Annotated in this window: 11 protein-coding genes and 1 tRNA gene; 5 read left to right on the top strand and 7 right to left on the bottom strand. The window is 37.6% G+C overall.

All coding sequences use genetic code 11. The features are described from left to right. Nucleotides 1-60 precede the first annotated feature (60 nt). Together EZL74_RS04460 and EZL74_RS04455 are read right to left on the bottom strand one after the other, a co-directional pair. Complete coding sequence (locus EZL74_RS04460) at nucleotides 61-3657, bottom strand: LamG-like jellyroll fold domain-containing protein (RefSeq protein WP_131475391.1); 3597 nt, start codon at nucleotides 3655-3657, stop codon at nucleotides 61-63. Nucleotides 3658-3951: 294 nt separating this feature from the next. Then, a tRNA-Met gene (locus tag EZL74_RS04455) sits at nucleotides 3952-4025 on the bottom strand. 144 nt (nucleotides 4026-4169) lie between these two features. Here EZL74_RS04455 and EZL74_RS04450 point away from each other — a divergent pair. Both EZL74_RS04450 and EZL74_RS04445 read left to right on the top strand, forming a co-directional pair. After that, the gene (locus tag EZL74_RS04450) at nucleotides 4170-4562 is read left to right on the top strand and encodes an START-like domain-containing protein (RefSeq protein ID WP_131475390.1); all 393 of its coding nucleotides are present in this window, start codon (nucleotides 4170-4172) and stop codon (nucleotides 4560-4562) included. Between the two features lie 49 nt (nucleotides 4563-4611). Then, complete coding sequence (locus EZL74_RS04445) at nucleotides 4612-5448, top strand: aminotransferase class IV (RefSeq protein WP_131475389.1); 837 nt, start codon at nucleotides 4612-4614, stop codon at nucleotides 5446-5448. Here the strand turns inward: EZL74_RS04445 and EZL74_RS04440 are convergent. The 5 genes from EZL74_RS04440 to EZL74_RS04420 all read right to left on the bottom strand — a co-directional run bounded on the left by EZL74_RS04440 (nucleotide 5445) and on the right by EZL74_RS04420 (nucleotide 10094). After that, nucleotides 5445-6005 (bottom strand): YqgE/AlgH family protein, encoded by a 561-nt coding sequence (locus EZL74_RS04440; RefSeq protein WP_131475388.1) that lies wholly within the window; start codon nucleotides 6003-6005, stop codon nucleotides 5445-5447. The two genes, EZL74_RS04445 and EZL74_RS04440, sit on opposite strands and share 4 nt — an antisense overlap. 120 nt (nucleotides 6006-6125) lie before the next feature. After that, the gene (locus tag EZL74_RS04435; RefSeq protein ID WP_161971690.1) at nucleotides 6126-6428 is read right to left on the bottom strand and encodes an HU family DNA-binding protein; all 303 of its coding nucleotides are present in this window, start codon (nucleotides 6426-6428) and stop codon (nucleotides 6126-6128) included. Nucleotides 6429-6574: 146 nt separating this feature from the next. Next, entirely contained in the window at nucleotides 6575-7522 is a 948-nt protein-coding gene (fmt, locus tag EZL74_RS04430) for a methionyl-tRNA formyltransferase (RefSeq protein WP_131475386.1), read from the bottom strand. Nucleotides 7523-7572: 50 nt separating this feature from the next. Beyond that, on the bottom strand, nucleotides 7573-9465 hold the full coding sequence (locus EZL74_RS04425; RefSeq protein WP_131475385.1) for a RecQ family ATP-dependent DNA helicase: 1893 nt from the start codon (nucleotides 9463-9465) through the stop codon (nucleotides 7573-7575). Between the two features lie 92 nt (nucleotides 9466-9557). Further along, nucleotides 9558-10094 (bottom strand): AAA family ATPase, encoded by a 537-nt coding sequence (locus tag EZL74_RS04420; RefSeq protein ID WP_131475384.1) that lies wholly within the window; start codon nucleotides 10092-10094, stop codon nucleotides 9558-9560. 161 nt (nucleotides 10095-10255) lie between these two features. On the opposite strand from EZL74_RS04420, the gene EZL74_RS04415 reads away from it, so the two are divergent. The 3 genes from EZL74_RS04415 to murA all read left to right on the top strand — a co-directional run bounded on the left by EZL74_RS04415 (nucleotide 10256) and on the right by murA (nucleotide 12645). After that, complete coding sequence (locus EZL74_RS04415; protein ID WP_131475383.1) at nucleotides 10256-10540, top strand: DUF493 family protein; 285 nt, start codon at nucleotides 10256-10258, stop codon at nucleotides 10538-10540. Further along, the gene (locus EZL74_RS04410; RefSeq protein WP_131475382.1) at nucleotides 10540-11256 is read left to right on the top strand and encodes a DUF4290 domain-containing protein; all 717 of its coding nucleotides are present in this window, start codon (nucleotides 10540-10542) and stop codon (nucleotides 11254-11256) included. The genes EZL74_RS04415 and EZL74_RS04410 overlap by 1 nt, the downstream gene beginning before the upstream one ends. 78 nt (nucleotides 11257-11334) lie before the next feature. Then, nucleotides 11335-12645, top strand: coding sequence for a UDP-N-acetylglucosamine 1-carboxyvinyltransferase (murA, locus tag EZL74_RS04405; RefSeq protein WP_131475381.1), 1311 nt, complete (start codon nucleotides 11335-11337; stop codon nucleotides 12643-12645). Nucleotides 12646-12662 lie beyond the last annotated feature (17 nt).

The raw sequence follows: 12662 nt of genomic DNA, 5'->3' as shown, positions 1-12662 counted from the left end.
GCCAATTTTACAACTGAAAAACTCCTCATAAAAGAAGATTTTTATGTTGTGTAAAGGATGTTATTTTACCAAAATCTTTTTAGAAACCTCGCCTTTGTCTGATAACACTTTTACAATGTAAGCTCCGGTGCTGAGATTAGTGGTTGGTAACAAAATGTTGGTTTGATTACGGTCATCTAATTTCCATGTCAGTATATTTTGTCCAAGCAAATTATACAACTGCACTGATTTTATAGTGGTATCGGTAGTTGTGTTTTGAATGCTGATTGTTTTTGTCGTTTGTAAATGTGTTATAGCAATTCCGTTTGATATTTCACTTTGATTTACTCCTAATGCATCGGTTCTTTTGAAACGAAGGGAGAATCGGTTTTCTATGGTACCTGCCGGCAGATTGATTTCAAAAGCTTGGTTTTGTATGCTGTTGTATATACCGGTTACATTGTCGTGGATGTAAATTTCCTGATTGGGTTCAATGTTTTCTTTGTCGTCAATAACAAACTTTACGACTCCGGCAGTTGCTGTTTTTATGCCTAACGGATAAATGTTATTTTCATTAAAATATCCTTCGCCTTGGATATTTAATTTATTATTGTTGTTTATGAAATACATATCCATAGACGGGTTGTCCATACTGATGGCATCGTAACCTTTATCCAATCCGGATGTGGCGTATTGATTCATGAAACCGATTAAGATTTGTCGGTGATAGTCGTCCGGAGAATTGAATCCTAATCTTAATTTCATGAATGGTTCTTCAGTAAAACTATCGTTGCGATTGTCAAATTCATGGCTGAAAGTATCAGTGGTTGTCGCGTTAGAAACTTTAAATAAAGAATACGAATTGCTGCTGTTTTCTTTTATAAAGGTTCTTTGATTGTTATTGAATACAATGTTTCCTCCGGTAGCCGAACCGGTTACAAAGAATCCTTGTCCGACAGGGATGTATCGGTTTGGCATTTTTGAACTTGAACCCAAACCACTCACTCCCGATGGTGAAACCGGAGGTGTGCCTCCAACTAATGTACGTGTTGCGTAACCTCCCTGATATTGGATGGTAAGATGGGATGAGTTTGTAGCATAGTGTTCCCAAAAATACAGTGTTCCCGTGATGGTGTTAATGTTGTCGTTAATAAAATCATTGGCATCAATGGCAGAGGGATATGGGTTTCCGCAAAGATTCAGATTGTTTGGACCAACGTATGAGGTAATGGTTCCGTTATTCGGTTTTCCGATGAAGGTGTAATTTTGATGTATTGCATCGGTATTGCTCCCTTTTAAGGTAAATCCCTGACCCGGAAGCAACGTTCCGTTTTGTCCTACTTGAATCCAGTTGGCAGCGCTGTTGTTTTGGTTTTGAAATTTAAATATCCAATAACTGCTCAATGTAATGGGACTGGTTGGAGCGCTATCGATTCCGCTAGTCCAGTTAATGTTTTGAATGTTGTTAGGGTTTGTGCCGTCTTTCATTACTCCCGCTATAGTAAACCCATGATTAATGGTAGAAGAGTTGATTGAACTCACAGGTGAAGACCAGTAATTGTAATTGAATCTGTTGGATTGCCCTTCCTGGTCTCGTTCTAATGAACCGGAACTTGCAGGGTCTAAATCGCTGTTGTTGGTTTGAATCAATTGTGATTTGCCTGTTAAGTCGATTTTCCCGTCTATTTTCAAGTAATGAGATACTTGGATTTTGGAGTCATTGTTAACCGATAAAGTATTGCTGTCTACATCCAATGCCATCACAACTTTATTTCCCGTTGTTGTAATGTTATGCGATGTTCTGACGATGTTCCAATCTATAGGAGTGGATCCGTCAATAATAGAAAGACTGTATGGCACGGCTTGAGAATTTCCATTTACCCATGTAGAATTGTCTGACCAAAGCCCATCTGCCGCAGTTTGATAGGGCATAGGGGCGGTTTGAGGTTCTACAGTTAAATTTCCCAAACTCAAAATATTGCCGCGATGACTGTTGTTTGAATCATCATTTATATGAGTACCGATGAAGGAGTTCATCGAATAGTAAGTGTCCAATGAAGTCCAATTTAAAGTACTGATATCGTTTTTGGTAAGGTTGTTCGGTAGTATTTTTCCGATTGTTTTAGTGCCGTTTTGTTGGATTTCCTGGTTCATGATGAATCGGATTTGCGCTTGTGATAAGGCTTTATTCCAAAGTCTGAATTCATCGATGCCACCCTTAAAGTGGTTGGTGGTAACGGATTTACTCCGGTATTCAGCGCCTATAGAAAAACTAGCTGTATTGGTTGTTGGCGCTGCCGATGTTACGGTAGTGTCTAAAACCCCGTCGATATACAATTTGATGTTTGAACCATTATAAGTAACAGCTATGTTGTGCCATTCCGAATTGGGCAAAGCAACACTTGAGGTAATGCCGGTTCCGCCCGACCATGATGCGTTGATTTTATTGTCTGAGGATAAGTACATTCTGAAACCTGTTGTGCCGTCGTGTTTGGCTGCAATGGTTCTGTCATTTGATAAACTGTTTGCTCCTTCCGGTTTAATCCAGAACATGATTGAAAATGAAGCGGACAGATTGTTGTGGTTATCTGTTTTTACTACATTGTCAGTGCCGTTAAAATCCAAGCTTCTGGAAAGAACTGTTTCGTGAGCCACACCAAAAGTGAAATATTGAACCCCATCAAAGTCATAAGTTGCTTCCTGTTTGGTTCCGTTTGTGGTTAAAAAAACGGTTCCTACATTGGTAGTAAAAGCTTCATCGCCGGCAACAATCATCACATAAGCATCGTTGCCTGCTAAAGCCGGAAGTTGGGCTAAATCTGAAGTAGCTAAAGCAATTTTAACAGTTCCGATATCACCTCCGGTTTCAACAATTTTCCATTTTTTGTTGGGCAAGTCGGTCGTGGTTGTAACATTTGAACTACCGCCAAAAGTAATTATCAAATCCTTACCCGAGTCATTCATAGTCCCGTTATTATCTCCCCAAACAAGGTATTGTCGGTCACTGCCAAAAGTGTTGGTATTGGCAGTGTTTGTCAAATCAATGCTTCCCAATCCGATAGTTATTACTGGATTTGTATTGGAGCTGGTGGATTGTTTTTGATATAAATTTGAAACATCATCTCTTCCGATTCCGGCAATATTATAATTGAAGCCCGAATTGACAGTTGCATTCCATACGACTGTGCCGTTTGAATCGACATAATTTTGGGCGATGCCGTTTTTACCCAGAGTAACGCCGTACTTTAAAGCTAAAGAACTTTCTTTTGCGTCGCTTTTTCTTTTGTTGAAATCAGTTTTGTTGACAACTTTTTCGTTTGAGTTGCAGTTATAGTTTTTACTTCTTCCTATCCAAAATCTACTGTTGTTTACATTTCGGAATACCCAATTAGGGGCATTGTTATTAAAAGGCTGGCAAGACAGGTTATAGTTGTTGATAAAGTTAACTGTCGGATTGAAATAGATGTTGTGAGTAACACTGTTGCTGGATATGGAAGTAATAACCGCAGCCGCTTCTGTTGTGTTTGATTCTTTTATTTGGGTGTGCCACAAAGATCTTGTGAAGATTCCTGTAGATGTGCAGTTTTGTGAACTGATTTGACCATTTGTTATTACACTTAGTAGGAGTATAAGAGCAAGCCCATAGTTTTTCTTTAAATTAAGTAATAAATTTTTCATAACTCGGGGGGTTTATGATTTATTATTTAAATGAAGAAACAATGCTTCATTTGATTATTTGACATTTCAAAAGTAAAAAGTCATTTCAAATAATCGATAAAAAGCATAAAATAATCGACAAAATGCATTATATAAATAATTTAATATATAAAAATCTTACAAAAAAATTAAATTTATTTTGCTTAATGGTTTTTTGTCGTTGTTTGAATATCAGTAATTTATGTAAAGAGAAAAGCAGAAGTGTGTTTGCAGAAAAAGAAAAAAGGTTTGGAAGTCTCCAAACCTTTCTATTTGTAGCGAGAGGGAGATTTGAACTCCCGACCTCAGGGTTATGAATCCTGCGCTCTAACCGACTGAGCTACCTCGCCAATAAGTAATATTCCCTGAATGCGGGTGCAAATATAAAATTTAAATTTAGGGTTGCAAACTTAAAACACTTATTTTTTTTATTTTTAAAAAACGTTTTTATATTGATTTTATATTCTATATATTTCCAAAAAATTATTGTGACTATGGATAGTAAAATTCGTTATGAGCTTGAGTTTCCTTTAAATTCATCCCCTCAATTGCTATATCAGTACATATCAACGCCTTCCGGATTGCAGGAGTGGTTTGCTGATAATGTGAATTCAAGAGGTGAATTTTTTACGTTTATTTGGAATGATACTGAAGAAAATGCTCGTTTGGCCTCAAAAAAAACCGGGGAAAAAGTAAAATTCAAATGGGTGGATGACGCCAAAAAAGATACCGATTATTATTTTGAGCTGCGAATCTTAGAAGACGAGATTACTAAAGATGTGTCGTTGATGGTTGTTGATTTTGCCGAAGAGAATGAAATTGATGAAGCTAAATTGTTGTGGGAAAATCAAATTTCGGACCTAAAACACGTCATTGGTTCTATATAAATACTTATTATTGCCTTATATTTGTCCCGCTTAAAACGGGACTTTTTTTATGGTAAATTTTAACGGTACTATTCAGGATTCTGATTTACAAATACGCGTTTCAAATCGTTCATTTCTGTATGGTGACGGTGTGTTTGAAACTTTGAAAATTGTAAACAATACAATTTTATTCTTTGAAGATCACTATTTCAGATTGATGGCTTCTATGCGAATTGTTCGTATGGAAATCCCGATGTCGTTTACCATGGAATATTTAGAGGCGCAGATTTTAGACTTAGTCAGAACTCAAAATTTACTCGAATCTGCTCGTGTCCGATTGACGGTTTTCAGAAATGAAGGCGGATTTTACACTCCATCGGACAATTCGGTTTCGTTCGCGATTACAGCTTCTGAATTGAAAAATAAGGCTTATGTACTTTCAGAATCTTCTTTTGAAGTTGATTTATACAAAGATTTTTCGGTGTCAAAACAATTGATTTCCACACTCAAAACCAATACTAAAATCATTCATATTACCGCGGGTATTTTTGCAAAAGAAAATCAATTGGATTCTTGTTTGCTGATTAACGAAGATAAGAATGTAGTGGAAGCGATTAATGGTAATCTTTTTATGTTGATGGGTGACAAATTAATTACACCGCCACTTACAGAAGGTTGTTTGAATGGTATAATGAGAAAGCAGGTGATGGCTTTGGCTAAAAATACAGATAATCTTGTGGTGTCGGAAGAATCCGTTTCGCCGTTTGATTTGCAAAAAGCGGATGAGTTGTTTATAACAAATGTTATCACGGGAATTCAACCTATAACGAAATACCGCAAAAAGGAATTTGAAGTCTCGTTATCTAAAAAGTTAGTGGAGCAGCTGAATGCATTGATAGTAGCTTAATTCAGTATAGGGTTTTCGGGAGCGTTTGACCAAATGAGGTACTCCCCACCTAACTCGATAATTTTTTCTTTCCAGAAATGAGCCGACGATTTGCCTAAAATGTTGTTTTTATAAATGTTTTTAGACAGTATCCAAGAACTGGCGTGCATTTCGTTTTCGAGTTGTTCAGCATCCCAACCGGTATATCCCAAAAAGAAACGAATATTCTTTTTCTTGATGATGCCTGAGTTAATCAAATCTTTAGTGAGCTCAAAATCGCCTCCCCAAAATATACCGTTCGATATTTCGACACTGTTGGGGATTAAATGCGGGACGTTGTGTATGAAATAAAGATTATCCTGTTCAACAGGGCCGCCGTTGTATATCTTAAATTTTGAATTGATCTCCGGGAGCAAATCCCGTATGGCGTATTTCAGAGGTTTGTTGAGGATGAAACCCACAGAACCTTCTTTGTTGTGATCGGCCAATAAAATTACAGATCGGTTAAAAGACAAATCGCCAATAATGGACGGTTCGGCTATTAATAATTGACCTTTTTCTAATTTTTCTGAGATCATTGTGATAATTTTTTACTAAAGTTGGTAAAAAAAAATTAAAAATCCAAATGATTTTAACAAAAAACAAAAAATCCATCCCGGTTTCTCAGGATGGATTATGTATATCAGAAGAACTAATTATTAGTTTACTGCTCCGTCTAATTCAGCACCAGCTTTGAATTTAACTACATTTTTAGCAGCAATTTTGATAGTCTTACCAGTTTGTGGATTTCTTCCTTCTCTGGCAGCTCTTTTAGATACTGACCAAGAACCAAAACCTACTAAAGATACTCTTCCACCTTTTTTCAAGGTACCGCCCACATTTCCTAAAAATGATTCTAAAGCTAGTTTAGCAGCTGCTTTTGTGATTCCAGCGTCAGCTGCAATTGCATCGATTAATTCTGATTTGTTCATAATGTTAGTTATTAATTGTTGGTTAAACATTTTGTTAATGATAACAAATTTAATAGGAATTGCTTACTGTGCAAGCGTTTTCGTGTTTTTTTCAAAATTTTGTTGATAACTTGATTTATTTGTTGATAAACCAATGCTTTTTATCGTGTTTTTGTGTTTAAAAATCGCTTCAGACCTTATTCTGCCTGAGCTTTTTCCGAAAAGGCAACACCGTTTAACAGTTCCTGAGCTTGCATTTTTTTCTTTCCCGGAAGTTGCAGACTCAATATTTGAATAAAACCATCTTTTGCTGCAATTTTAATTTCTTTTTTAGAGGTAATGATTTGACCGGTTTTGAACGAATGATGCTCAGGAATAATTTGTGCCGCGTAAATTTTGACATTCCATTCTTCACCATTATCCTTAAAGATACACCAAGCTGCCGGATAGGGAGATAAGCCGCGAATTAAATTGTGAATTTCGGCAACCGATTTTGTCCAGTCGATTTTACAGTTTTCACGGTTGAGTTTGTAGGCTGTTTTGATTTCCGGATTGTCTATTTGTATGGTTGTATTGACCACACCTCTTTCAATCATTGTCAAAGTTTCTGTTACTGCTTTACTCCCTAGCTTCATTAATTTGTCGTGAAGTTCGCCTGCGTTTTCTTCTGAACCGATTTCAATTTCTTTACTAAGAATCATGGCGCCTGTATCTATCTTATCGTCTATAAAGAATGTAGTTACTCCGGTTTTGGTTTCTCCGTTAATAATGGCCCAATTAATAGGTGCAGCACCGCGGTAATTTGGCAATAAGGAGGCGTGTAAATTGAAGGTTCCTAATTTTGGCATGCGCCATACCGCCTCGGGCAACATTCTGAACGCAACCACTACCTGCAGATTTGCATTGAGACTTTGTAATTCGGCTAAAAACGTTTCGTCTTTCAGGTTGACAGGCTGTAGGAGTTTTAAGTTGTGTGCTAGGGCATATTCCTTCACGGCCGAGTATTTTATTTTTTGTCCTCTGCCGGCAGGTTTGTCAGTAGCAGTAATGACACCCACTACTTCATAGTTGTTTTTGATAATTGTGTCTAAAATGCCTACGGCAAACTCAGGGGTACCCATGAAAACAATACGCAACTTTTCCATATATTATATATTGATTTAGTAATCCTGACTCTGTTTTAGGAATGAATCCTTTATTGTAAGGAGTATGAATTATTTGGTTTAATGCTGATGATTTGATCGTCCAAAAGCTTTTGCAGGGCAAAGATAACATCGTCCTTGGGAAATTTGGTCAATTTTTGAATATCTCTCGAATTGAAATCCTGTATTTTCAGTAATTCGATTATTTTTTCAGTAACAGTTTCCGGATGTTGAGTTGGTTTGTTTTTCGTAATGCAGTAGGAACAAATGCCGCAATCTTCGTTTAGACTTTCGCCAAAATAGGCCATCAGCAGTTTTTGTTTGCAGGTTTTGGTGTCTTTGCTGTAATGCAGTACCGCTTGAAGTTGCTCAACCTTCAGTTTGTTTTGAGTCTCTAAATATTTAGAGATTCTGTTGATGGTGCGCTCGTCTTCTCTGACTTCGTTAAAAGTTATCGCAGCATCATTGTTTTTGGCAATCATTTCAAGGATATTTTTTTCTTTCAGTTTTTGCAACAGTGATAGTACCGCGTTATCAGTGCTGTTCGATTTTTTAGCAATGAGCTGCGGATTGAAAGCGGTCTGCATGTCATAAATTCCGGGATAAGTACGCAAAATCGTCAGAATGATTTCTTCATCATTTGGGTTGAGACTCATGTATCGAATTACTTCTTTTGAAGGAATGATGAATTGAATGTTGATTTTTTCTGAAAATTCCTGTGACAAGGTAATGATTCCCTGACGGTCTAAAAACTGCAGTGCATTATAAGTTTTCAGCATCGGTAAGTTGTATTTGATGCAAAACTGATTCAGGTTGAACCCAAATTGTTCATCTATACCTTCACCATAGGCTATTTGAAAATAATTGCAGAGTTTGGAGAAAGCTAAATTTAAAAAAGCTTTGTCGGGCAAAATGCTCAGAAATTGTGCTTCGGCATGTAACACGTCCGAAGGATTGTTGAGCATTACTGCAAATGCTTTTTCACCATCGCGACCCGCCCGCCCGGATTCCTGATAATAGTTTTCTAGGTTTTGCGGCAAATGCAAGTGGATTATGGTTTTGACATTAGCTTTGTCAATTCCCATTCCGAAAGCATTGGTGGCTACCATGACCTGTACTTTTTCCTCCATCCAGAGTTGCATATGAGCAGCTTTGTCTTTGTGGGTTAGTCCGCCATGGTAATATGTTGCTGTAAAACCCATGGTTTCCAGTTGATTTACGGTTTCCAGACAAGACTTTCTGTTGGTGACATATATGATGGATGGTTGCGGATTTTTTTTCAGGATTTGTTGTAAAAGATGGAGTTTGTCTTCGGTTTCAAAAACCATATAAGCAAGGTTTTCTCTGTAAAAAGATTTTGAGAAAATTTGCGGTTTATTCAGCTTTAACTGTGCTATAATGTCTTCTTTGACTCTGGGTGTGGCCGAAGCTGTCAAAGCCATAAAAGGGACTTTAGGAAAATACTCTTTCAGTTGAGCAATTTTTAAATAGGCGGGCCTGAAATCATGGCCCCATTGCGACACACAATGTGCTTCGTCAACAGCAATCAGTTTAATCGGAAGGTTTTTGATGCGTTCCAAAATCCAATCATTCTGTAAACGTTCGGGTGAAAGGTACAGGAATTTATAATTGCCAAACTGACAATTGTCTAATAAATCGATAATTTCATCCTGATGAATTCCTCCGGTAAGTGCAATGGCTTTAATACCTTTGTTCTGCAGATTCTTGACTTGGTCTTTCATCAAAGCAATGAGCGGTGAAATAACCAAACAGATACCGCTTTGCATTAACGCAGGTACCTGAAAACAAATCGATTTTCCGCCACCCGTCGGCATTAGGGCAAGCGTGTCATTTCCATCCATCACCGAATGGATAATGGCTTGCTGTGGTTCGCGGAAAGCATCGTGTTTCCAATACTTTTGGAGTATTTCCAGAGCTGTATTCAAATGTTGAAAGGTTCGTTAGGAATTAGCAACTAATTCGGATTTTGGATAAAAATAGAAAAAAGAATCGGCTCTGAGTTACACAAAAAGTGTAATTATGCCAGTTGGTTTAAGATGAACTCAACGCGTTCTTCTACTGTTCCTCTGGGAACTTCAATTAATTCGTACCCGTATTTTTGGTATGTTTCGAGTAAATGAGCGAAAATAAGTTTGGCCTGTTCAAAATTTTCGTAGCGGGCTTCATCACTTTCGTAGATTTCTTCCCAAGGTGGCAATACAAAAATTTTAGAGTATTTATGGTCTTTACTTGCTTGGTCAAAAAAAGAAGGGTAGCTGTCGCCTATGTAATGCATGTAGGCTAAAATATCAGGAATACCGCGGTCTAAGAATACAATTTCGGCTTGATCCTGAAGTGCTTGCTGGTGTTGTTTTTTTCTGCCTTCGAGTAATAGTTCGCTGAACAGTAGTGGTTTTTCCAGAAATAATTGTTCAATTCCCTGTTTTTTGGCTTCCATAGTCACCTGACGGGAAATTTCGGGAAAACACGCATAACCCTGTTCGATAAGTGTATCGATGATTGTGGTTTTTCCCGTGCCCGGACCACCGGTTATGACTATCAGCTCTTTTTTCAAGTTTTTTTTTGAAATAAGGCGCAAATTTATTGAAACAAATTAGAATACCGAAAGTGTTTTGACTTTTATTTTTTGCTGATGATGCTGATTTTTTTTAAATCGTGGATTCCTAATTCCGATATCTGAAATCAATACTGTATATTTGCTTTTATTTTGAATAAATGGATAAGAAGACGACAGAATTTTACATCCGCTTGCGTGAAGAGTTGAATAACACTTCAGATTGGCCAAGCGAATACCTGTACAAGTTTATTGTACCTACGGATCCTAAAAAGGTCGAAGAAGTAGAAAACGCCTTTGATAATATGGGAGCCGTAATCCAAACTACACAATCAAAAACCGGAAAATATACCAGTATTTCTGTGAATGTAATGATGGAAACCCCGGATCATGTGGTAGAGAAATACATTGAAGTTTCAAACATAGAAGGGATAATTTCATTATGATGGCTGAAAAATATATTAAAGAAAATGCCAATGATGTGGTTCATCATTTAGAATATAATGCCGAAAGACCGCATTTGATTATTCCTGAGTATGGGCGCCATCTGCAAAAGTTGATTGATCAGGCTACTTTAATCCAAGACAGGGAAGAACGCAACAAAGCGGCAAAATACATCATTCAGGTGATGGGAAGTTTGAATCCGCATTTGCGCGATGTGCCCGATTTTCAGCATAAACTTTGGGATCAAATCTTTATCATGTCTGATTTTAAATTAGACGTCGATTCGCCATATCCGATTCCGAGTAAAGATGTAATTCATCTTAAACCGGAACGATTAGCTTATCCGCAAAAAAACCCTAAGTATCGTTTTTACGGCAATAATATCAAATACATGATTGACGTGGCCAACAGTTGGGAAGAAGGCGAAATGAAGAATGCTTTGGTAAAAGTCATTGCCAACCACATGAAAAAATCATACCTGAGTTGGAATAAAGATACGGTGACCGATACCGTAATTTTTGAACATTTGTTTGAATTGTCGGGAGGCAAGTTGAATTTGTTGCAAAGCACAGAAGAGTTGCTGAACACCAATGATTTGATGCGTACTAACAAAAAAATGTCAAACAAAAACATGCCGCAACAAAACAACAACGGTAAATCCAACAAGAATAAAAACGGCAAAAAGAATTTTCAGAAAAATAACAACAATCAGAAATAGTTAAGAATTGCAGGGTTGGATTTTAATTTATTTCGTGCCAGCCGTGATTCGCAATTCACGATTTTATAATTACAAAAAATGGGAACTTTTAAAATAGAAGGTGGCATCCAACTAAAAGGAGATGTTCATCCGCAAGGTGCTAAAAATGAAGCGTTACAAGTTTTATGTCCGGCATTATTAACCTCAGAAAAAGTAAGGATTACCAACATTCCGGATATTATTGATGTCAACAAACTTATTGTTTTATTAGGTAATTTGGGTGTTAAAATTCAGAAAAACGGTCCCGGTGATTATACATTCCAAGCCGATGAGGTAAACATCGATTATTTAAAAACAGAAGCGTTCAAAAAAGAAGGAGGAAGTTTGAGAGGATCAATCATGATTGTTGGTCCGCTTTTGGCTCGTTTTGGTTGCGGATACATTCCGAAACCGGGTGGTGACAAAATCGGACGTCGTCGTTTGGATACTCACTTTGAGGGCTTCATCCATTTGGGCGCCAAATTCCGTTACGAAAGAGAGGATCATTTTTATGGAGTAGAATCGAAAGGTCGTTTGAAAGGAACCTATATGTTGCTTGATGAAGCATCGGTTACCGGAACAGCCAATATAGTAATGGCAGCCGTTTTAGCCGAAGGGACTACCACCATTTACAATGCTGCTTGTGAACCGTATTTGCAGCAATTGTGCAAAATGCTGAATTCTATGGGGGCCAAAATCAAAGGAGTTGGTTCTAATTTGTTAATCATTGAAGGTGTGGAAAAACTGGGCGGTTGTGAGCACAGAATTCTTCCGGACATGATTGAAATAGGCTCTTGGATTGGTCTTGCAGCTATGACCCGCAGTGAGATTACCATTAAAAATGTGAGTTGGGAAAATTTGGGAGTAATTCCGAATGTATTCAGAAAGTTGGGAATTACCCTTGAAAAAAAAGGAGATGATATTTACATACCGGCACATACCAAAGGCTATACGGTAAAAACCGATATCGATGGTTCAATCTTAACCATTGCCGATGCGCCATGGCCCGGATTTACACCTGATTTGTTGAGTATCGTATTGGTTGTGGCTACTCAGGCTAACGGAGATGTGTTGATCCACCAAAAAATGTTTGAAAGCCGTTTGTTCTTTGTAGACAAACTGATTGATATGGGAGCCAAAATTATGTTGTGCGATCCGCACCGAGCGGTGGTTATGGGACATGATTTCAAATCGCAGTTGAAAGCTACTACCATGTCTTCGCCGGATATCCGCGCAGGAATTTCATTGTTGATAGCCGCGCTTTCCGCTAAAGGAACATCTACTATTCAAAATATTGAGCAAATAGACAGAGGATACGAGCGTATTGATGAAAGACTTCGGGCACTGGGAGCTAATATTGTGAGAGTATAGTTCTAGGATAATAGAAG

Origin of the sequence: Flavobacterium silvisoli (assembly GCF_004329815.1) — a bacterium.
GTDB lineage: Bacteria > Bacteroidota > Bacteroidia > Flavobacteriales > Flavobacteriaceae > Flavobacterium > Flavobacterium silvisoli.
The sequence above is the reverse complement of the archived record's forward strand: the minus strand, read 5'-3'. Positions and strand labels throughout refer to the sequence as shown.